The following is a 21292-nucleotide window of genomic DNA, read 5'->3' on the forward strand; positions in this document are numbered from 1 at the left end:
GGGTTGGGGCGGGGTTGGAGGAAGGACGCCGAGGCCTAGGCCTCTACGGTGCCCTCACCGTTGCCGGAAGCGGTAGCAGCGGATTCGCCGGCCTGCTCCTCTTCCTGCTGCTTGAACTGCTTGCGCAGCATAAACAGCTGGCGGACGGTCTCTTCCTTCACGCCATCGTTCATGGCGTTGAACATCTCGCCACCCTCCTTCTGGTACTCCACCAGCGGATCGCGCTGCGCCATCGCGCGCAGGCCGATGCCCTCCTTGAGGTAGTCCATCTCATAGAGGTGCTCGCGCCACTTCTGGTCGATGATAGGCAGGATGACCATGCGCTCGGTATTGCGCATCTGCTGCTCGCCGCCAATGGCGGTCACAGACTCTTCGAGCTTGTCGTACTCATTATTGGCGTCCTGCACCAGGGCGTCGCGAAGCTGCTCAGCAGAAAGCTCACCCGGGGAACCATATTCGGAGCCTTCCACCAGCTCCTCATGGGAAATGGTGGGGCCGTAGAGGGAATCCAGCGCATTCCACAGCGCGTCCAAATCCCAGTCCTCCACATAGCCGGTGGCGGTAGCGCCAGCGACATAAGCGGACACGGTGTCATCGATCATGCCGCGAATATTGTCCTGAATATCGCCGGCATCAAGGATGTCGTGTCGGGTAGCGTAGACCACCTTGCGCTGCTCGTTGAGCACCTCGTCGTACTTAAGGACGTTTTTACGCATCTCAAAGTTCTGGTTCTCCACCTGCGCCTGGGCGCCCTTGATGGAGTTGGAGACCATCTTGGCCTCGATGGGGACATCGTCCGGCACGTTGAGGCGGTTCATCATGTTTTCCATGGACTGGCCCACGAAACGCACCATCAACTCATCGCGCATGGACAGGTAGAAGCGGGTCTCACCCGGGTCACCCTGGCGGCCGGTACGACCACGCAGCTGGTTATCAATGCGGCGGGACTCGTGACGCTCGGTACCCAGTACGTAGAGGCCACCGGCCTCGCGCACCTGGTCACCCAGTTTCTTAGAGCGCTCCCTCTCGGAATCGATTTCTGCTTCCCAGGCCTCCTGGTACTTCTCTTCATCCTCGAATGGATCGAGGCCGCGCTCGCGCAGCTTCTCATCGAGGATGACCTCAGGGTTGCCACCGAGCACAATATCGGTACCACGGCCGGCCATATTGGTAGCCACGGTGACGGTGCCGGGGCGGCCCGCACGGGCGATGATCTGCCCCTCTTCTTCGTGGTGCTTAGCGTTGAGCACGTTGTGCTTAATGCCGCGCTTAGACAGCAGCTGGGACAGGTACTCGGAGCGCTCCACGGAGGTGGTACCGACCAGAACCGGCTGGCCGGACTCGACGTGCTCGGCAATATCGTCCACTACGGCAGCGAACTTAGCTTCCTGCGTCTTGTAGATGCGGTCAGAGTGATCGGCACGCTGATTCGGCTTATTGGTAGGAATCGGCACCACATCCAGGTCATAGATGGAGTGCAGCTCGGCGGCCTCGGTTTCTGCCGTACCGGTCATGCCGGAGATCTTCTCGTACAGGCGGAAGTAGTTCTGCAGGGTAACGGTAGCCAGGGTCTGGTTCTCGTTCTTGATCTCCACCTGCTCCTTGGCCTCAATGGCCTGGTGCATGCCCTCGTTGTAGCGGCGTCCGGCCAGCACGCGGCCGGTGAAGCCGTCCACGATCATGACTTCGCCATTGCGAACGATGTAGTCCTTGTCGCGGGTGAACAGCTCCTTGGCCTTCAGGGCGTTGTTCAGGTAGGACACCAGCTGGGAGTGCTCGGGGGCGTAGAGGTTATCGATGCCGAGCTGATCCTCGACGTATTCCACGCCCTCTTCCAGCACGCCGATGGTGCGCTTCTTGTGGTCCACCTCGTAGTGGATACCCTCGCGCATACGCGGGGCCAGCTGGGCGAAGACGCCGTAGAACTGGGAGGAACCATCTACCGGGCCGGAGATGATGAGCGGGGTACGGGCTTCATCGATAAGAATCGAGTCAACCTCGTCCACGATGCAGAAGTTGTGGCCGCGCTGCACCACATCGTTGAGGGAGCGGACCATGTTATCGCGCAGGTAGTCAAAGCCCAGCTCGTTATTGGTGCCGTAGGTAATGTCGCAATCGTAGGCAGCCTTGCGCTCTGGTGGGCGCATCTCGGACAGGATGACGCCCACGGACAGGCCGAGCCAGCGGTGAACACGGCCCATCATCTCAGCATCGCGCTTTGCCAAGTAATCGTTAACGGTCACGATGTGGACACCCTTGCCATCAAGGGCATTGAGGTAGGCCGGCAGCAGCGAGGTCAGGGTCTTGCCCTCACCGGTGCGCATCTCGGCGACGTTGCCGAAGTGCAGGGCCGCACCGCCCATGATCTGCACGCGGTAGTGCTTCTGATCGAGGACACGCCAGGCAGCCTCACGGACGGTGGCAAAGGCCTCGAGCAAGATGTCATTCATCTCTTCGCCGTCTCGCAGGCGAGTCTTAAACTCGTCGGTCTTTGCCTTAAGTTCGTCGTCCGAAAGCTCCGCGTACTTATCCTCAAGGGCAATTACATCGTCTGCCATTTTGCCCAGGCGCTTGACCGTACGGCCCTCGCCCGCGCGCAGCAGCTTGGAAAGTCCAAACACGGTTAGTTAGTCCTTCTAGTCGCGACAATAAAGTTAACTCGTCGCTATTGTACTCACTCGCTTTCACAAAGCATCTCCCGCCTAGCACATAGGGCAGGCGCACAGCCTCCGTTCAGCCTGTATATCCCCCGCAACCTGCTTGCCGACGCCCCCTCCCCTAACCACACATTCGACCCCGCTGCATACTCGCAGCAGGGTCGTTAGCTAAGAGAAGTATGAGCTCCTTTAAGCTTCAGCGTCTTCCGATAGGGAGATAATGCCGTAGTCGTAGGCGTGGCGGCGATAAACCACGGACGGCTTATTGTTCTCCTCGTTGATAAAGAGGAAGAAGTCGTGGCCCACCAGCTCCATCTCGCTCAAGGCATCATCCACGCTCATCGGGGTAGCCGGGTGCTCCTTGGTGCGCACGATCTGGCCGGGTCGAACGTCCTCCACGGTCTCAGCATAAGGGTCAACGTAGCGCTCTTCCTTTGCGCGCTCAGCCTCGGCCTGCGCAACCATTTCAGCGGCAATCTCGCCGGTGCCCTTCTGCGCGCGGTGACCGCTCTTGACGTTTTCGCGGCGCACCTTCACCTTGCGCAGGGAGCGCTCCATCTTGCCCAATGCGGTTTCGAGCGCTGCGTAAAAGGAATCTTCCTTGGCTTCAGCGCGGGCGATATGCCCCTTGCCCGTAGCGGTGATCTGGATGCGCTCCGCCTCGGAGTCACGGCGCGGGTTCGGCTCGTGCTGTAGCTCCACGTGGAAGAAGGTCAGGGTGGGGTCAAGGCGTTCAATCTTGGCCAGCTTGTCATTAACTCGCTCTTGGAAGTGATCGGGGACCTCGACGTTGCGGCCCGTAATCGTTACCTGAGCTTTGTTCGGCTGGGACATTGAGATGCCTCCCTTGAGTAGTGGGGACTAGAATCAATCACAGTAACTATCTCTCTGTGATACTCCTCATGATAGCACTGGTTATGACCTTTGCGGGAGATTTTTAGGCAACTCCCCTACCTCGAGGGTGGGCACCACCCCTATCTAGGCATCAGCAAAGACCAATGCCCCACAGACTTCTACACCCGTGGCCTGCAGGGCGGCGATGCTGGCGGCGAGGGTGGCGCCGGTGGTAATGACGTCGTCGGCAAGCAGCGCAGGCGCCTGAGCAATAGGCACGCGCACGCGGACTCGGCCCTGCAGGTTTGCCCACCTATCCTGCGCGTTGAGCTCGGACTGGTCCGCGGTGGACTGGCCCATAGTAAGCGCCGCGCACACGCCCACACGCTGGTGCTGCGCCGCGGCGTGACACACAGCGGACACCGGATCTCCGCCGCGTGCCCGCGCCGAACGCGGCCGAGTAGGCGCGGGCACGAGGGTGAACTCGCGCGGGATATCGCCGCGGGCACTCAGATGGGCCAGCCCGGCCGCGAAGACGGCCCCCACATACTCGCGAACCGGCCGATTGCCTCGCTCCTTCATGCCAATAATGATGCGGCGGCGAATATCGGAATAGGGGCCGAGAGCATAGACGGGCGCGCCCAGCGGCCGGGGTCGTGCGACCATGTAGGGCGGCTGCCGCAAGTGATCGCGACACTGTGGGCACAAAACCTCGCCCGGCGCGCCGCACCCAGCGCACGCACGCGGAAAAATAAGCTCCCCCAAGCCCATACTTGCCTCTCCCCAGCCGCGCAGGCCCTCTGGCGGCTAATTAGAAACGATAGGGGAAGAACGCCGACCCTGCAGGCCGGAGACCTCGCGCCAGTTGGTTTCGTCCATGACGGTGGAAGGAAGCTCAAGCATAGCGTGCGAATCAGTAATAAAGAGCTTGGTAGGTGAGGTTGCCACGGCCACCACGGGGGCGGTGATATTGCCGGTAGGCATGGTCGAGGCCGAGGAACCATCCTGCTCGATGCGCCATACGGGCGACTGGCTCGAGGAAGTACCCACGATGAGCGAGCCATCCGCATTCCAATCCAGCGAAAGGGCCGAGCCGGATACTTCGGGGCCCACCTCGCGGGCGTTGACGATGCGCTTATCGCCGCTGCTGGATTGGGCAACGGCCGCGATATACACGTGGCCATCAATAATCATGGCCACGCGCGCACCGCTATGGGACAGGCGGATAACGGAGATTTCGCCCTCGATATCGTCGATGCTGCGGGCATCCACCTCGGATTCGGAGATACGGCCTGTGGTCTTGGAGCGCACCACGCGCACGATGCGATCGCCATCGACCACGGTCCAGGCGGCTTGCCCGTTGTACTCGAAGGTCGGCCGTGCCAGTGTGGGGCCATCCACTGAATCCTGCAGCTGGCCGTCAAGCTCGCCTATCTGCAGCGAGAAGTCATTATTGGACTTGCGCCGCACTGCCGCAACGAGGCCGCTATCGGCAACATCCACGGATTGCACGTCACCGCTGCTGCCCAGCGTGGATTTCACGGGCTCGGCCACACCATCGTCCACCTCCAGCAGGTTGCCCTCATTGAGGGCATAGAGCTTAGACAGTGAGGTGCTGCTTTCCTCCGGGTTATAGTCCGCGAAGTCATCCACGCTCAGGCTATCCATGCCCTCTACTAGGTCACCGCCATCGGCTTTGACCTTGAAGGGTCCGGTATGGCCGGCTTCCGTAAGCGTCCACACCAACTGGGCTGCAAAGAGCGTGCGATCATGGGAGTCCAAATCAGCAAGGCCCTCGAATTGGTAGCCCTGTTCGCGGTCATAGCCGGCAAAGGTGACATTCTCCCCCGCTGCCCGCCGCGTAGCGGGCGCAATGCTGGCTGAAGGCCCCTCCATCAGCAGCGTAATGAGCGTCGACTCCGATTGTTCGCCGCCCTTATATAGCCAGCGGCGGTCTGGAACCAGCACATCGTTGCTTTGCTTAAAGAAGTACAGCGATTGCGGGGTGTAGTGATTGCGCATTTCATTGCGCTCCAGTACTACTCCGGCCGGCAAACCATCGACGCGCCACCTATCGTCTTGCATCTTCATGTAGATGACGGCCTCGTAGCCCTCATTTTCCGGCACGTACGCACCGCCGGATTTCAGGCGGCCGATGATGGTGCCGCGCACGGTGAAGGCACGCTCATTGTCCCTCGAGCTTTGCTTACTTGCGGGCGCGGTAACGATGTCCAGGCTATCGACCACCATTACATCGCCGCTGGCGTCCCAGGCTTCGCGAGCGTTATCGGTCAGAAAGCCGCGCGCGACCTCATGGTCGTTTCCCGGCACGGCGGAAGCCTGGTAGAAATCGCGCAACGTCAGATCCGGGTCATCGCCGGGTTGCGGTGCAATGACTTCTTCAGGGCTATCCTCTTGCTGTTGGTAGGTACCGACTACTTGCGGACCGGTGTTATTCGGCAGCGTGGAACAACCGCTGACGAACAGCACGGCCGCTGCGGTGCCGACAACCGCGGTCTTGCGATAGTTCGCTCTCAACACGCTTACTTCCTCCTACCCTCAAAGTCCGGGGCCTTATAGGCGCGCCTGTCCGGGGCGGCCGCGCCGCGGTTCAGTTCGCGTTCCGAAGGCCAGAGGATGCCATCACCCTCCGCCTCCCCATCGGTGCCATTTTCGCTCTTGTCGACGTGCGGCGAGCTCATGCCCGAGGAAATGGCCGGCGTTGCAGCGGCAGGCCCTGCATCCGGCTCGGCGGCGCCAGTATCCTGTGCTTCTGTAGATTCAGCATCGGGTTCTGCCAGCTCGCTACCGTCCGCAGTGCTGGTGACGGGTGCGCCGGGAATCTCCACAGCGATGGGAGCCTCACCCACCTCGGTATTCGGGGTACGTGGAATAATGAGGCGGAATCGGGAACCAAAGCCCTCATAGCCGGTGGCATCTAGCGTGCCGCCGTGCAGGACGGCATCCTCGCGGGCGATAGCCAGACCCAAACCAGTACCACCGGAGTGGCGCTTGCGGGAAGAATCCGCACGCCAGAAGCGGTTGAATACCAGCTCTTCTTGGCCGGGTTTTAGGCCCACGCCATGGTCCGTAACGGTAACGCCCACCGCAGTGTCCGTGGCTGCGACGTCAACCGCCACCGGATTGCCCTCCGAGTGATCAATGGCATTGGCCAGAAGGTTGCGCAAAATGCGCTCGAGGCGGCGGGAATCGGCCTCGACACCGATGCGCTCCTCCGGCAGATTGAGCTGGACCTCCACGTCGAGCTCGCGGGCCAAATGCTCCACCTGCCCGTAGGCCGCCTCCACACACGAGCGCAGATCAATGGCTGCCGTAGACAAGTCCGCCACACCAGCATCGTGGCGAGAAATCTCCAGCAAGTCCGCGAGCAATTCCTCGAAACGGTCGAGCTCGCTCGACATCAAGCGGGAAGCACGCTGGGCGCCGTGCGGCAGGCTATTGCTTTCCGCCTCAATCATGTCCGCGGCCATGCGCACGGTGGTCAATGGGGTGCGCAGCTCATGGGAGACGTCAGAAGTAAACTGCCGCTGCAAATCGCCGTACTCCTCCAGCTGCGCAATTTGGGAGGAAAGCTTATCGGCCATGTTATTGAAGGACGCGGCCAAGCGGCCCATTTCATCATCACTATCGACGGCCATGCGCTCCTTCAAATGACCCGCCGCCAAGCGCTGTGCGATGCGTGAGGCCGAGCGAATCGGCGTAATAACCTGCTGGGTGGCCAGCCAGGCAATGCCCACCAGCAACACCACGACCACCACGCCGGCAGCCGAAAGCAGGCCGCGCATCAGCGCCATGGTGGATTCTTCCGATTCCATGGACAACGCCAGGTAGACCTGTGTATGGGGAATATCGGTATCGGTAGGCGTGCCTACCAGCAAGGCGTTGTAGTGATCACCATTTTCGCGCGGCGCTGGGAAATACTGTTGCGCAATCTGGCCTTTATCCACCATCTCGCGCAGCTGATCCGGTACGGGAAAATCCTCGGGCGAAGTGGTAACAGAGCCATCCTGGTTTTCCACCACGATGACCGGCTCGTAGACCGTCTGGGCGTCGCCCTGCTGGGCGGAGAGCTGGCCCAACGCAGCGCGAGCGGAATTAATGCGTACCTGGACGGAGTTAGCAGAACTGGTGGCATCGATCTGCTGTTCCACGGCCGTGCGGGCACGCTCCAGCTCCTGTTGGGCCACGTCTTCCTTCTGGCTGACCAGGCGCTGGGTAAGCACGGACACCAGCGCGTAGGCCAAGATGATCATGACCACCGAGGAGGCGACCAAAATCATGCCAATGACGCGCGCCTGCAAAGAGGTGCGCCACGTTGTAATGAAGGCGTCTCGAATGCGCCTTAGACGCTCAATGATGCCGATGGTCCTTACTCCCCGGCGCCGGCCTTGCCGGTCTTATAGCCCACGCCGCGCACGGTCAGCACAATCTGCGGGTCTTCCGGATCGTGCTCGATTTTGGCGCGCAGGCGCTGCACGTGCACGTTAACCAGGCGCGTATCAGAGGCATTGCGATAGCCCCACACGGATTCCAGCAGCGATTCACGCGTATGCACCTGGCCTGGGCGGCGCGCCATCTCCAGCAGCAGGTCAAACTCAAGCGGGGTCAGGTTCAGCTCGGTGCCATCGGTGCGGCGCACGGTATGCTCCGGCACATCAATGACAAGGTCCGCAACCTCCAGGATTTCAGATTCCGCAGAATCGGTGCGGCGCAGGCGCGCACGGATGCGGGCGATGAGCTCCTTGGGCTTGAATGGCTTGGTGATGTAATCATCCGCGCCGGATTCAAGGCCGAGGACCACATCAACCGTATCGGTTTTGGCGGTCAGCATAACGATGGGCACGGAGGATTCACGGCGAATGGCACGGCAAATATCTACGCCATTCATGCCCGGAAGCATGAGGTCCAGCAGGATGAGATCCGGCTCGTGCTGCTCAAAGGCAGGCACGGCATCATTGCCATCCATGACCGGAATGGGCTTGAGCCCCTCGGACTCGAGCACAATGGTCAGCATCTCTGAGATAGCCGGATCGTCATCGACAACCAAAATCTTGGGCGCCACGTTTTATTCTCCTACAAGGTCTTTTATCGCTGAAATAATAGTATCCGCATCGGCGGTAGCGATCCAGCGTCCACCCCAGCCCGCATCTGCCAAGCGCCGGTAGGCTGCGGCGGTGCGTTCCTGCAACCCGCCATCGCGTTCGTAGCGGTCGCGTTCCCGGCTGGCGTCTGCCTGGGCTCGTGCCTGCGCTCTTTCCGACGCCACCTCTACCGCCGTATCCAAATACACCTGCAGGTCTGCCTGCGGCAGGCCGAGGGTGCCAAATTCCAGATCGTGCACCCACTCCATCACCGCATCGTCTTCGAGCCGCGCCGCCGAATACGCCGCATTGGAGGCCACGTAACGATCCAATAGCACCACGGTGTCGGATTCCTTGGCGCGCTGCAGCTGGTCCTTGACGCCATAGCGATCCAACGCGAATAGCGTCGCCATGGCATAAGCCGAATCCGTGAGGTCGCCCATCTTTCCGTAGAGCGCCTTTTGCGCTAGTTGCGCGTGAATCGAATCTGCATAGCGCGGAAAGGCAATAACCTCTACGGGCCGGTCCAACGACTCCTTGAGTGCGGAGACCAACGTATTTTTACCGGCACCGTCGATGCCTTCGATGCTGATCAGCATAGGTGTGGGCTATCTTCCCTTCTGTTATTTCACCCGCGGGGCCGCTTTCGCGCCGCTGCTGCCGCGGGCAGCAGGATCGACTTAGGACAGGGCCTCAATGAACGGTTCGAGGTCATATTCTTCCTCGACGTTTTCGAGCACCTCGAGGGCATTTTCCGTCAAGGTCTCGCTGCCAGAGCCCACCAGTTCCCTAATATAGGGGTAGTCTTCGACAACTTCGCCCGCGCTAAAGGGCGCACCAGCCCAAATGGCAGCAATGGTGGCCGCCGCTTGAGCATTCTGTTCCTCTTCTTCGCTGAGTTTTGGCTTGCTGTGTGCGACCTCGCAGGCATCCTCGACGGCGCGAATTACACCTTCTTCATCGAGGTTTGCCATCTCGTCCAAGAAATCCACGTTGAGGTCCGTGCTGAAAATATTTTCGTCCCAAGTACTCACTTTTTGACTCCTTCGGTGCTTTCAGCGCCATTTATACACGCTTTCTTGGTGAAAGAAAGCAGACAATGAAAAGGTTTGCATGGCCTTCTACGCCCGTGAACTGCCTTTTTGTTTACTTATCACAGAATTGCGACGCCGTCGCAATGTTTCCCAAACATGATAGTCTCGTTACCAACTTGTTACCGGGGCGCCGTATCGCCCTCCCCCTTGGGCTGTAACGGCCCGCCTCATAGAAAGGACAGCCACGATGAAGCCAGATTCGCGCCGCGTCTACGTGTTCATTGTGGCCGGACTGATCGCCGCGGCGGTTGTCGGAGTCGCCGTCTGGCGCATGAGCTCGCCAAGCGCCAACTATTCCAATGCCGCGGATCAGTCCGCGACCACCTCCGTCTCCCCGACCCACACCGCAGCCGAGGAGACCACCACTTCTTCCACGGACCGCTCCCCCTCGAAGAAGCACTCCTCGCACACTACGACATCTACTGCCTCGTCTGGCGATTCCAAACACCAGCAGCCGCACAACAACGATCCGTTTCTCGCCCCTAATGCGGTGGTGCGCCCACAGGCAGCAACCCAGCCCACCAAGGTCTACCGTCCAGAAAACATCTCCCCGCAGGGCACCGCCTCGCAGGGCAATACCACCACCCAGGGTGGTCAGGGCACCGGCCAGGGCAATCAGCGTCTAACGCCCGATTACCCGAGCAACCAGAACGGCTCGCAGGCTACTGGTGCCCCGCAGAGCAACCAGGGCGGCACCACCCCGCCGGCCACCACTGGTCCGTCCACTCCACAGCCCTCACCTGAGGCACCTGCCGCGCAAGATAACTCGGGCAAGAATTCCAACGCTCCGGCCCAGGAACCAGCTGGCACGGAGCGACCCGAGGCCGAGAAGGCGGAGCAGGAACAGCTCACCGGCCATGCCGCTGCAGAGCGATCTTCCGCCGATCAGAACCAGGAGCCTACCGACTTGGTGCCAACTAAGCAGGCACCGGCCACGGCCCAGCAGGCTCCGAGGGAAGCAGCGCCTACGCGCTAATTCGGAGCCGGTTCTCGGCGTAGACGAACAAAACAAGCACGTTCCCTCGATTTTAAAGGCAGAAATCGGGGAAACGTGCTTGTTTTGTATGCGCTGGAATGCGGTAGTTACGACGCAACCACAATGTGCGCCAAAAATTGGGCGGAGCAGACCGCAACGCGGCCGTAATGAAGACTGAAAAGCACGCTTCTCCTGAAACCGGAGGACGGCGGCGAAGCGTGCTTGTGTGGGTTAAACGCGGACTAGGCGCGGGCGACGAAGAGGTCGGCGGCGTCGGATTCCGCCGTAGCGGTAACGAGACCCTCGGAGGCTGGCAGCCAGACGGCCTGGCCTGGGGTCGCGGTGAGGGTCTTGCCCCCAGCATCGGTAAAGGTTACGGAACCTGCGGTACACAGGGCGATGGTCGGGCCATCGTAATCAAGATCCACAGAAGACGAACCGGTAAGCTCCACGCGATCCAGCAGGAATTCCTCGATGGGTACTGGGTAGGACCATGCGGCGGCATCGTGGACATTGTCTTGGGCGGACTTATCTTGTTGCTGCACACGCGGCTCATCGGCAGCGGCGTACGTCAAGACCTTGACCAATTCTGGAACGTCCACGAACTTAGGCGTCAGGCCACCGCGCAACACGTTATCGGAGTTCGCCATGATCTCCACGCCGAGGCCCGAGACATAGGCGTGAAGCTGACCGGCATCCAAGTAGACGGCCTCACCGGGCGAGAGCTCGATGTGGTTGAGCAGCAATGCGCCCAGCACACCGATATCGCCTGGGTAGCGCTGGTTGAGATCCAGCACCGTGGACATGACGCGGGACTTCCAATCGGCTGGGTCGGCGGCGATCAGGCGCTCGCCAGCGGCAACAATGGCGGAAATGAGCTCCTTGCGCTTGGCAGACGGAATGGTAATCCATGTGGTGAAAAGGACGCGCAGGTTGGCGGACTCGGTGGTTGCCGAGGGGTCGTCGTCAAGCATGGCAACGTAGTGGTCCAGCTCCGGGCACTCGAGGGCGGCAAAAAGCTCGCGGGTGCGCGCCAAGGGGCGGAAGCCGGCCATGGCATAGAAATCCGTGAGCGCGACAATGAGCTCGGGCTTGTGATTATCGTCCTTGTAATTGCGATTAGACGCGGTGAGCTCGATGCCGGCGGCGTTTTCGCGGGCAAAGCCCTCTTCCGCCTGCGCCTTTGACGGGTGGGCCTGCAAGGACAGCGGCTCCTCGGCCGCAAGCACCTTGAGCAGGAAGGGCAGGCGCTCGCCGTACTCGGCAGAAACGCGGCCACCTAGCTGCCCTGCCGGATCCTCGGCAATGACCTCATTGAGCAGGCGGCCATCCACCGTGGAAGGGTCGCCGGGGTGGGCGCCGAACCACAGCTCTGCGACGGGCTTGTCGGAATCGGGCTGGCCCTGCAGGTGCGGGATAAGGGTACGCGAGCCCCAGGAATAATTGCGAGTGGCGCTGTGCAACAGCTGCATGTGTTTCTATCCTTTAGAAATCTCGTAGGCGGTCGCGGCAAAACTCCGCGTAATAAGCTGCAGTGAGCGGGCAAGATGCCCCATGCCCGGTTCCGGGTCGATGCTGCGGACTGCAAGCGAGTTGGGCAGGTTCGCCTCTTCCTGCCCCCAGAAAACTACCTTCAAGGGTACCAAAGCGCCCTCAGCACCATCGCCATCAATAAAGGGGTCAAAGAAGAGATCAGTGGCCGGGGAACTATCAGAATCCCGGTCGAGCGCGCGGCGCAATTCGGCCGGGTCCACATAAGCGCTCGGCAGGCCATGTACGGCCCAGATGGTCGCGGCCATGCGGGCCACGAGGGCGTCGAGCTGCACGTGCTCGCGACGCTCAGAATAAGAGTACGGGTCGAGCACGCAGGAATGGATGACGCGGGCGCCGTCGATAAACTCGCGCAGTTGGCGGCCCGGATTGGTAGTGGCATCGCGCTCGGGAGAAAGCTGGGCTAGCTCGCGGTCCACGGCCGCAGCGAGGTCCTCAAGGGTCTCCCTCACCGCGGTCGGGCCCTGATAGAGAAGGCAGCACAGCGCATGCAGGGCGGCAATGCTCCGCGCGGGCGAGCTACCCTCGGCCGTCGGCAAGCAAGGGGCGACGAACGTATCCTCCGGGCAGTCCTCCACCAGTGGGCCCTTAGCCGGTCCGATGAGCAGGGTGGTGGCACCGCGCTGGCTGGCAGTTATGAGGGCGCGCGACGCCCAGTCGCACTCGCCGGGCTCGCCGACGACCACGACCAGGTCCAGCGCCCCCACGTAGCGCGGGAGCGATTCGGTCACCACAATTGGGATCCGCAGCGGCTCGGCTAGGCCAACTCCCAGGTGGGCGGCCTGGCGGGCAATCGCGTCGGTGGGAATAATGACAAGCGAGCGGGGATTGAGCCCGCTGAGCGCCTCGCCCCAGCGCTCCACTTCTCCGGCCACCAGGCGGATTTGGGCGCCTTCGTGCGCCACATCAAAAAAGCGCACGGTTTCGGCATCATAATTACCGGTATCCATGTGGCCCAAGCATAGTCGGGCGCCCACTAAGATAAAGTCCTATGACTTCCGCACAGATCCATCCTGTAACCCTGATTGGCGGCGGCCCCGGCGCGTGGGACCTCATTACCGTGCGCGGCATGCGTGCCCTGCAGGATGCAGAGGTTATCCTTGCCGATCACCTGGGACCTACGGCGCAGCTCGATAAGCTGTGTGATATTTCTTCCAAAGAGCTTATTGACGTCTCCAAGCTCCCCTATAAGAAGTCAATCTCGCAGGAAAAGATCAACGAGCTGCTCATCGAGCACGCCCGTGCCGGCCGCAAGGTGGCCCGCCTTAAGGGGGGCGATCCCTTCGTCTTTGGGCGCGGCTTTGAAGAGGTGCAAGCGCTGGCGGAAGCGTCTATTCCCACCACGGTCATTCCGGGCGTGACCTCAGCCATTTCCGTACCTGCGGCCGTCGGAATCCCAGTAACCCAGCGCGGCATCGTCCACGGATTCACGGTGGTTTCCGGCCACCTTCCGCCCGGCCATGAAAAGTCCTTGGTGGACTGGGCAGCGCTTGCCCGCTCTGGCGCCACGCTGGCTGTCATCATGGGCGTGAAGAATGCCCCGGCGATTGCCAATGTGCTTATCGACGCCTCCCTCTCCCCCTCCACTCCCTGCGCCATCATCCAAGAGGGCACGCTTTCTACCGAGCGCGCCTACCGTTGCACCTTGGGCACCCTTGCGCAGACGATGGCCGAGCACGAGATCTCCGCGCCGGCGGTCTACGTCATCGGCGAGGTTGCCGGGCTGTAGCACCCCTCGAGGCCTTCAGGGTCCGCGAGGCCGACTTGTGGCCGCGCTCTATCCCACCGCAGTTGGGGTTTGGCCCGTATCGTGGCCAAAGGTCGCGGCAGAAGGGCTACGCGCGGTCAGCGGCGGGGCTTTCGGGCGCCTTATCCTGCACGATGGTTACGGCAGACCTGCGCGAACCGTGGACGCGGTAGGCGGCAGCGACGCGCTCCGGATAATCCGGGGCATGGAAATCCGCGTGGGCGGCTTCCTCAGCGTTTTCGGCTTCCAATTCCGCCGCACGCGCACGCCTGGTGCGCAACGCGCCACGAATGGTGGCTGCAACGCCAGCCGCGACCACGACCGCGATGGCAACGGGGGTAACTGCTGCAGGCACTGCCCAGCCAAAGTACGTCTCGGCACCGCCGATCACCTTGCTGATGTTCAGGCCCACGATGGCGGTGCCCACCAGTCCGCCGAGTAGGATCGGGTTGATGCGGGAGATGAGCCACGCGGCGATGGGCGCGGTGATAGCGCCGCCGATGAGCAGGGCAATAACTGCGGCCAAGTTGGCGACGATATCGTGCCAGAGACCGACGATAAAGCCCGCGGTAGCGCCGAAGGTCACCAGGAACTCAGCGGCGTTGACCGTACCCACGATGCGGCGCGGCTGCTCGCGGCCGATGGCCATGAGCGTGGAAGTCGACACCGGGCCCCAACCGCCGCCACCGGTGGAATCGACGAATCCGCCCACAAGGCCCAGTCCGGCCAGAAACGGCGTGGAGTGGGTGCGCTTATAGGCGGAGCCACGGCGGCGCGGTTGGGAGAAACGCCAAATGAGGTTCGCGCCGATGCCGACCAGGATGAGTGCGGTCACCGGCGCGGCCGCCGCGGTGGAGATATTCGACAACAACGTAGCGCCCAAAAAGGCGGCGATCCCGCCCGGCACGCCGAGACGGACCACGGTTTTCCAATCCACGTTGCCAAAGCGCGCGTGGCTCAATCCAGAAATGGCCGTGGTACCAAGCTCGGCGGTATGAACGACGGCCGAGGCCTGCGCGGGGCCAAGGCCGGCAAGAAGCAGCATCGTGGTGGACGTGACGCCAAAGCCCATGCCGATGCCACCGTCCACGAGGTTGGCGGCCGCACCGGCGAGCGCGATGAGGATGAGGGTTAGCATGGCACGAACACCTCTTGTGCGGCGCGGCGGGCGTGGTGAAAGCGGTCTGCGACGAGGCCCGCGAGGTCGGTTCCTAGCGGGCGGTCGACGGTTGCGGGAACGCCCGCCAGCCGGTCCAGGAGCAGGCCCTCGGTCACGAAGAGCGGAATCACGCGCACGCGAGAGGGGTCTTGATGCTCGCGGCACAGGGACACGATCCCTTCGCGACCACCGCGAGTGGCGAATTCCACCGCCGTAGGTACGCCGGTGAGCGCGAAGGTGCGGTGGGCGAGCTCACGGATGGCATCGTTCGCCGCAGTATCGGAGGACCCAACGGAGTAGATGACCACATGGGCATCGCCAGGCCGGGTACGGGAGGCGAGCACGCGGGCGAGGTCCTCGCCGGTGCCGAGCCCAGGGGCGAGGTGGAGGGAAAGGTGGGAGGTTTGGGCGGCGTCGGCAAGCGTGCGCGGGACGTCCACGCGCTGGTGGTAGCCCTGGGTAAAAAGCAGCGGAACTACAACGGTCTCGGTCTCCCCGAGCTGGGCGAGCTCGAGCGCGGCCGTGGTGAGGTCGGGCTCGTTGAATTCCAGGTGCGCCGCGCGGGCTGGTCGCAGACCCGTGGCCTGGGTCAAACGCTCAATGCCGGCCGCGGCGCCCGGGTGCCGCGAACCGTGGGACAGGGTAATAAGTGCGGGCATGGGGCGCATCCTTAAGCCTGCGGTGCCGTGGAGTGTCCGCGGCGGGCAAGCGAGCGCTTTAGGGCCTCGTTGGAGGACACGGCCGGTGCGGGGGCTACCGGGGCATCGTCTTGGCCGTGAAAGCGCACGGAGAAAATCCGCAGGCATTCCTGGCACTTCCAGGCAAAGTCATCTTCCTCATCCGGGAAGAGGTCGGTGCCGGCGCAATACGGGCAGAAGCTGGGATGGTTGCGGTTGGGGTTGGGCTGGCGGCGAAAATTCACTGCAAGTCCTCCTCCTTGGCGCGCAAGACCCAGTGGCGGAATTGCTCGCCTTCCTCGCGCTGCTCTTTGTATTTGTTGACCAGGCGAATGACGTACTCGGGCACCTCATCGGCGACGACCTTGTGGCCGCGCAGCTTACGGCCCCAGTCCGGGGACAGGCCAAGGGCGCCACCCAGGTGGACCTGGAAACCCTCGACGCGGTTGCCCTCGGAATCGGTAACAATCTGGCCCTTCAGGCCAATGTCCGATACCTGCGAACGCGCACAGGCGTTGGGGCAGCCGTTGAGCGCGATGGAAATTGGCACGTCCAGATCGCCCAAGGTGTCTTCCAGGATGTCTACCAACTCGATGGCGCGGGCCTTCGTGGTCACGTGCGCGAGCTTGCAGAACTCCAGGCCGGTGCAGGAGATGACGCCGCGGCGGAATTCGGACGGCTGGGAGTACAGGCCGGTCTCATCGAGCGCGCGGGAGAGCGCCGGAATGTCTTCTTCCTCCACATCAAGGAAGAGCAATTCCTTCATCGGGGTGGTGCGAATGCGGCTGATGCCGAACTTTTCGGCCACGTCCGCAATGGCGATGAGCTGCTCGCCGGTGGCGTGTCCCACGGTGGGCTTTACGCCAACGTAGAACTTGCCATCCTTCTGGCGGTGCACGCCAAGATGATCGCGGGAGCCGGGCTCGACCTCCAGTGGGATGCCATCCAGCAGTGGCTTGTCTAGGTATTCTTCCTCCAGCACCTGACGGAACTTTTCGATGCCCCACTTGGCTACCAAGAACTTCAGGCGGGCGCGGTTGCGGTTGCGGCGGAAGCCGTAGTCACGGAAGATGCCGACCACCCCGGCCCAGACCTCCGGCACGCGCTCTAGGGGAACCCAGGCGCCGAGGGACTGCGAGAGCATCGGGTTGGTGGACAGGCCGCCGCCAACGAAGCAATCGAATCCCGGGCCGTATTCGGGGTGGTTCGCGCCCACGAAGGCAACGTCTTGAATCTCGTGCGTGACGTCCTGACGGGAGTTGCCGGAGATAGCGGTCTTGAATTTGCGCGGCAGGTTATGGAATTCCTCGCGCGGCAGGTAGTTATTCTTGATTTCTTCGATGGCCGGGGTGGCATCGATAATCTCGTCCTCGGCCACGCCGGCAACCGGAGAGCCCAAGATGACGCGGGGAACGTCACCGCAGCCCATGAGCGTGCTCAGCCCCACTGACTCGAGCTTGTCCCAAATGGTGGGCACATCCTCGATTTGAATCCAGTGCAGCTGGATATTCTGGCGGTCCGTAAAGTCCGCCGTGGAGCGGGCATAATCGCGCGAGATCTCACCGACGGCGCGCAGCTTGGCAGGATCGGCACGCCCGCCGTCGAAGCGCACGCGCATCATGAAGTACTCGTCCTGCAGCTCGGCGTTGGACAGCTTGGAGGTCATCTCGCCGCCCAAGTTCTGGTTGCGCTGAGTATAAAGGCCCAGCCACTTGAAGCGAGGGGCTAGGTCATCGGCTGGGATAGAGGAAAATCCCTGCTTGGAGTAGATATCGATGACGCGCTGCTTGGCAGAAAGCCCGCCGTCTTCCTGCTTAATTACCTCATCGTTATTGAGGGGCTCGGTACCGTCAATCTTCCATTGGCCTTCGGGCTTTTTGGCGCGGTGCGTGCGCTTGGTATTAGTCGCGGTGGTCATGGTGTAGATCTCAACCTGCCTTTCCAAAGTATTGAAAGACAACCTACCCGTCTAAAATGAGCAGACAAAGCGGTCTTTTTTAATTTCACGTAAAAAATCGCCCTGAACTGGACGAAAGGAAGAATATTTTTAGAATCTAATTCAACTCCTTGCCGCAATCTAGACTAAACGGTTCAATGCCCAGAAAGATAAGCCTCCAAAAATGAACCTAGCGGTCTAGACCCCGCAATTAAGAGAAAGGCATTCACGCAGCATGAATCAGCCCCTGAAGGTAGCCGTCATCGGCGCAGGTCCGGCCGGCATCTATGCCTCCAATATCCTGGTGAAAAAGACCGGCGGCGAGGTACAGATTGACCTCATCGAGCAGATGCCCGCGCCCTTCGGCCTCATCCGCTACGGCGTAGCGCCGGACCACCCGCGCATTAAGGGCATCATCAAGTCCCTGCACCGCGTGCTCGATACCGAGCAGATTCGCCTGTTGACCAACGTGCACATCGGCCGTGACATCACCGTTGACGAGCTGCAGCAGCACTACGATGCCGTGGTCTTTGCCACCGGCGCCGTGGGCGACCGCCACCGCGATATCCCTGGCGCGGACTTGGACGGCGTGCATGGCGCCGGCGAGTTCGTCGGCTTCTACGATGGCAACCCGCGCTTTGAGCGCGATTGGGATCTGTCCGCCAAGGAGGTGGCGGTCATTGGCGTGGGCAATGTGGGACTGGACGTCTCCCGCATCTTGGCCAAGACCGGCGATGAGCTCAAGGTCACCGAGATCCCCGATAATGTCTACGAGTCCCTGGCTAAGAACCAGGCTGAGACTGTGCGCGTTTTCGGACGCCGCGGCCCGGCGCAGGCCAAGTTCACTCCGCAGGAGCTCAAGGAGCTGGACCATTCTGAGTCCATTAATGTTGTGGTCTCCCCCGAGGACATCGACTATGACGAAGCCTCGCTGGCCGCGCGCCAGGAGAGCAAGTCCACCGACTTGGTGTGCCAGGTGCTCGAGCAGTATGCCATCCGCGATCCCAAGGAGGCGCCACACACCCTGCAGATCCACCTCTTTGAGCAGCCGGTAGAGATTTTGGGCGAGGACGGCAAGGTCAGCGGCATCAAGACCGAGCGCACCGCCCTCAATGGCGATGGCAGCGTGCACGGCACCGGCAAATTCACCGAATGGCCCGTGCAGGCGGTCTACTTCGCCACCGGTTACCGCTCCGATGCGGTCGATGGCGTGCCCTTTAACCAGGACAAGAACGTCATCAATAACGATGGCGGCCATGTCATCGATGCGGCCGGCGCGGTAGTGCCGGGTCTCTACACCACCGGGTGGATTAAGCGCGGCCCAGTGGGCCTGATTGGCAATACCAAGTCCGATGCCACGGAGACGATTGGCATGCTGCTTGCCGACGCCGCTTCTGGTGCCCTCCCCTCCCCCTCCAGCACCGCGGATATCACCGAAGTCTTTGCCGAGCGCGGTATCGATTACCTGACGTGGCAGGATTGGCAGCGTTTGGACGCGGCCGAGCGCGCCCTAGGCGAGCGCGAGGGCCGCGAGCGTAAGAAGTTTGTGGAGTGGGAGGACATGGTCTCCCACTCGCGCGCCGAAGTTTAGCGACGAATGATGGCAAGGACTTCGTCGACGATGGACTGCACCTCGTCGGCGGTCTTTGCCTCTACATTGAGGCGCAGCAGCGGCTCCGTATTGGACGCGCGCACGTTGAACCATGCCTCGGTTCCCTTGAGCTCGACGGTCACGCCATCGAGCTCATCGACGGACTCAATCTTATCGGCCAGCTCATCCAGCACCGCCTGGGTAGCGGCCTTCTGGTCCTCCACGGTGGAGTTGATCTCACCGGAGGCCTCGTAGCGGGAGTACTCCGCCATGAGCTCGCTCAGCGGCTTATCGGACTGGCCCAGCGCGGCCAGCACGTGCATCGCAGCAAGCATGCCGGAATCGGCGTTCCAGAACTCCTGGAAGTAGTAGTGCGCGGAGTGCTCGCCACCGAAGGCGGCCTGGTGCTCGGCCATCTGCGCCTTGATGAAGGAGTGGCCCACGCGGGTGCGCACCGGGGTGCCGCCCTTTTCCTTAATGAGCTCCGGCACGGTCTTGGAGGTAATCAGGTTGTGGATGATGGTAGCGCCGGGGAACTTCTCCAGGTAGCGCTCCGCCACCAGTGCACAGATGGCAGACGGAGAAACCGGCTGGCCCTTTTCATCCACCACGAAGCAGCGGTCCGCATCACCGTCGAAGGCCAAGCCAATATCGGCCTTCTGATCCACGGTGAACTTCTGCAGGTCTACGAGGTTCTTTGGATCCAAAGGGTTCGCCTCGTGGTTCGGGAAAGTGCCATCGAGCTCGAAGTACAAATCGCGGACGTCGAAAGGCAAGCCATTGAAGACGGCCGGCACGGTGTGTCCACCCATGCCGTTGGCGGCATCGACAGCTACGACGAGCGGCTTGGAATCCTCCAGCGGCACCAGCTTGCGCAGGAAGTCGGCGTAACCGGCCAGAATCTCCTGTTCGGCAATTCCGCCCTCGATGCCGGTGAACTCCGGGGTGCCGTCGATAAGCATCTGCTTAATCTGCTCCAAGCCGGTCTCCTGGCCCACCGGTACCGCGCCGGCGCGGCAGAGCTTAATGCCGTTGTACTTGGCCGGGTTATGAGAGGCGGTAAACATAGCGCCCGCACACTCCAGGGAGCCGGCGGCGTAGTAGAGCTCGTCGGTAGAGGTTAGCCCCAGCAGGGTCACGTTGAGGCCCTGCGAGGTCACCCCCTCAGCAAAAGCGCGCGCCAGGGACGGCGAGGACGGGCGCATATCGTGGCCGACTGCTACGGTATTTTCGCCTTCTTCCCGCAGGATGGCGGCAAACGCGGCGCCCGTATCGCGCACGAAGTTCTCATCGATATCTTCGCCCACCACGCCACGGACGTCATAGGCCTTAATTACTGCATCAAGATGCTCACGAGTTCGCATAACCTGCAATAGTACTCCCGCCCGCTGGGAAACTACCGCACCACAGGGTCCGTGTCAGTCCTGTTCCGGTTCCGTGGGCGTCGTTTCATCGGGCACGACCGAAAGGTGCGCGCGGCGCGCCTTTTTGGCATAAGCCACGCGCCGGGTGCGAAAGACCGGGTGATTCGAATTGGCAGGGTCCGCTCCATCAAAGGTCGCGGAATAGTCGATAGGGTCTGCACCGGAGCCGGCGCTGCGGTCATCGACCAAGCCGGTGGTCACGCGACCGTCTTCCTTGACTGCCTCTGCCAGGGCCATCAGGTCATCTTCCTCATCCAGCTCGATGCGGTCCACACGCACCAGCTCCCAACCCACTGGGGCGGAGATGCGGTCGCGGTGGGTGGCGCACAGATCCCAGCTGTGTGGGTTTTCCTCTTCTGCCAGCGGTCCAACGACGGCCGTCTGGTCCGCGTAAGCGTAGGTCAATGTCGCCACGGCGGGGCGGCCGCAGCCTGGGCGGGAGCAATGGCGAGAAATAGTCACAACGCATAAGTCTAAACCCTTAGTTGAGATTTAGATAGTCTTCGCCCCGGCGTGGCTCCGCTAAATCCAGCCCGTCAGCACC

Annotated in this window: 19 protein-coding genes; 3 read left to right on the forward strand and 16 right to left on the reverse strand. The window is 61.8% G+C overall.

What is annotated here, in order from left to right:
* Positions 1–35: 35 nt before the first annotated feature.
* The 8 genes from secA to MHY08_RS01370 form a co-directional block, all read right to left on the reverse strand.
* Positions 36–2621 carry a preprotein translocase subunit SecA gene (secA, locus tag MHY08_RS01335; protein ID WP_239234867.1) on the reverse strand — a complete coding sequence of 862 codons (2586 nt, stop codon included), beginning with the start codon at positions 2619–2621 and terminating at the stop codon, positions 36–38.
* A 225-nt stretch (positions 2622–2846) separates the two neighbouring features.
* The gene (gene hpf, locus MHY08_RS01340) at positions 2847–3491 is read right to left on the reverse strand and encodes a ribosome hibernation-promoting factor, HPF/YfiA family (protein WP_204609920.1); all 645 of its coding nucleotides are present in this window, start codon (positions 3489–3491) and stop codon (positions 2847–2849) included.
* Between the two features lie 144 nt (positions 3492–3635).
* Positions 3636–4157, reverse strand: a complete 522-nt coding sequence (locus MHY08_RS01345) for a ComF family protein (protein ID WP_239234869.1) — start codon at positions 4155–4157, stop codon at positions 3636–3638.
* 141 nt (positions 4158–4298) lie between these two features.
* Positions 4299–6032, reverse strand: coding sequence for an MtrAB system accessory lipoprotein LpqB (gene lpqB / locus MHY08_RS01350; protein WP_239234871.1), 1734 nt, complete (start codon positions 6030–6032; stop codon positions 4299–4301).
* Between the two features lie 2 nt (positions 6033–6034).
* A complete protein-coding gene (gene mtrB, locus MHY08_RS01355; RefSeq protein WP_239234873.1) occupies positions 6035–7792 on the reverse strand; it encodes an MtrAB system histidine kinase MtrB in 1758 nt (585 codons plus the stop codon).
* An 89-nt stretch (positions 7793–7881) separates the two neighbouring features.
* A complete protein-coding gene (gene mtrA, locus MHY08_RS01360) occupies positions 7882–8574 on the reverse strand; it encodes an MtrAB system response regulator MtrA (protein WP_005322406.1) in 693 nt (230 codons plus the stop codon).
* A gap of 3 nt (positions 8575–8577) precedes the next feature.
* Positions 8578–9192 (reverse strand): dTMP kinase, encoded by a 615-nt coding sequence (locus tag MHY08_RS01365; RefSeq protein WP_239193477.1) that lies wholly within the window; start codon positions 9190–9192, stop codon positions 8578–8580.
* A gap of 81 nt (positions 9193–9273) precedes the next feature.
* A complete protein-coding gene (locus tag MHY08_RS01370) occupies positions 9274–9627 on the reverse strand; it encodes a DUF4259 domain-containing protein (RefSeq protein ID WP_179387511.1) in 354 nt (117 codons plus the stop codon).
* A 247-nt stretch (positions 9628–9874) separates the two neighbouring features.
* Between MHY08_RS01370 and MHY08_RS01375 the strand changes: the two genes are divergently transcribed.
* Positions 9875–10663 carry a hypothetical protein gene (locus tag MHY08_RS01375; RefSeq protein ID WP_239234875.1) on the forward strand — a complete coding sequence of 263 codons (789 nt, stop codon included), beginning with the start codon at positions 9875–9877 and terminating at the stop codon, positions 10661–10663.
* 242 nt (positions 10664–10905) lie between these two features.
* Here the strand turns inward: MHY08_RS01375 and manA are convergent, their stop codons facing one another.
* Positions 10906–12135 (reverse strand): mannose-6-phosphate isomerase, class I, encoded by a 1230-nt coding sequence (gene manA / locus MHY08_RS01380; RefSeq protein ID WP_239230506.1) that lies wholly within the window; start codon positions 12133–12135, stop codon positions 10906–10908.
* A gap of 6 nt (positions 12136–12141) precedes the next feature.
* Entirely contained in the window at positions 12142–13164 is a 1023-nt protein-coding gene (locus MHY08_RS01385; RefSeq protein ID WP_239234877.1) for an exopolyphosphatase, read from the reverse strand.
* A 41-nt stretch (positions 13165–13205) separates the two neighbouring features.
* Between MHY08_RS01385 and cobA the strand changes: the two genes are divergently transcribed.
* Positions 13206–13943, forward strand: coding sequence for a uroporphyrinogen-III C-methyltransferase (cobA, locus tag MHY08_RS01390; protein WP_239193469.1), 738 nt, complete (start codon positions 13206–13208; stop codon positions 13941–13943).
* 106 nt (positions 13944–14049) lie between these two features.
* Here cobA and MHY08_RS01395 read toward each other — a convergent pair whose 3' ends face one another.
* Genes MHY08_RS01395 through MHY08_RS01410 form a run of 4 tightly spaced genes read right to left on the reverse strand, consistent with a single transcriptional unit; the run spans position 14050 to position 17715 of the window.
* On the reverse strand, positions 14050–15099 hold the full coding sequence (locus MHY08_RS01395) for a sulfite exporter TauE/SafE family protein (protein ID WP_239193467.1): 1050 nt from the start codon (positions 15097–15099) through the stop codon (positions 14050–14052).
* The gene (locus tag MHY08_RS01400; RefSeq protein ID WP_239234879.1) at positions 15093–15779 is read right to left on the reverse strand and encodes a sirohydrochlorin chelatase; all 687 of its coding nucleotides are present in this window, start codon (positions 15777–15779) and stop codon (positions 15093–15095) included. The genes MHY08_RS01395 and MHY08_RS01400 overlap by 7 nt, the downstream gene beginning before the upstream one ends.
* Positions 15780–15790: 11 nt before the next feature.
* On the reverse strand, positions 15791–16042 hold the full coding sequence (locus tag MHY08_RS01405; RefSeq protein ID WP_005322420.1) for a hypothetical protein: 252 nt from the start codon (positions 16040–16042) through the stop codon (positions 15791–15793).
* Positions 16039–17715 carry a nitrite/sulfite reductase gene (locus MHY08_RS01410; RefSeq protein WP_239234881.1) on the reverse strand — a complete coding sequence of 559 codons (1677 nt, stop codon included), beginning with the start codon at positions 17713–17715 and terminating at the stop codon, positions 16039–16041. The genes MHY08_RS01405 and MHY08_RS01410 overlap by 4 nt, the downstream gene beginning before the upstream one ends.
* 253 nt (positions 17716–17968) lie before the next feature.
* Here MHY08_RS01410 and MHY08_RS01415 point away from each other — a divergent pair, with 253 nt between their 5' ends.
* Positions 17969–19324 carry an FAD-dependent oxidoreductase gene (locus MHY08_RS01415; protein ID WP_239234883.1) on the forward strand — a complete coding sequence of 452 codons (1356 nt, stop codon included), beginning with the start codon at positions 17969–17971 and terminating at the stop codon, positions 19322–19324.
* Here the strand turns inward: MHY08_RS01415 and MHY08_RS01420 are convergent.
* Both MHY08_RS01420 and MHY08_RS01425 read right to left on the reverse strand, forming a co-directional pair.
* Positions 19321–20688 (reverse strand): phosphomannomutase/phosphoglucomutase, encoded by a 1368-nt coding sequence (locus MHY08_RS01420; protein ID WP_239234885.1) that lies wholly within the window; start codon positions 20686–20688, stop codon positions 19321–19323. The two genes, MHY08_RS01415 and MHY08_RS01420, sit on opposite strands and share 4 nt — an antisense overlap.
* Positions 20689–20742: 54 nt before the next feature.
* Positions 20743–21210 (reverse strand): DUF3499 domain-containing protein, encoded by a 468-nt coding sequence (locus MHY08_RS01425; RefSeq protein ID WP_370658778.1) that lies wholly within the window; start codon positions 21208–21210, stop codon positions 20743–20745.
* Positions 21211–21292 lie beyond the last annotated feature (82 nt).

Origin of the sequence: Corynebacterium sp. ACRPJ (genome assembly GCF_022347345.1) — a bacterium.
In the GTDB taxonomy this organism is placed as follows: Bacteria; Actinomycetota; Actinomycetes; order Mycobacteriales; family Mycobacteriaceae; genus Corynebacterium; species Corynebacterium tuberculostearicum_D.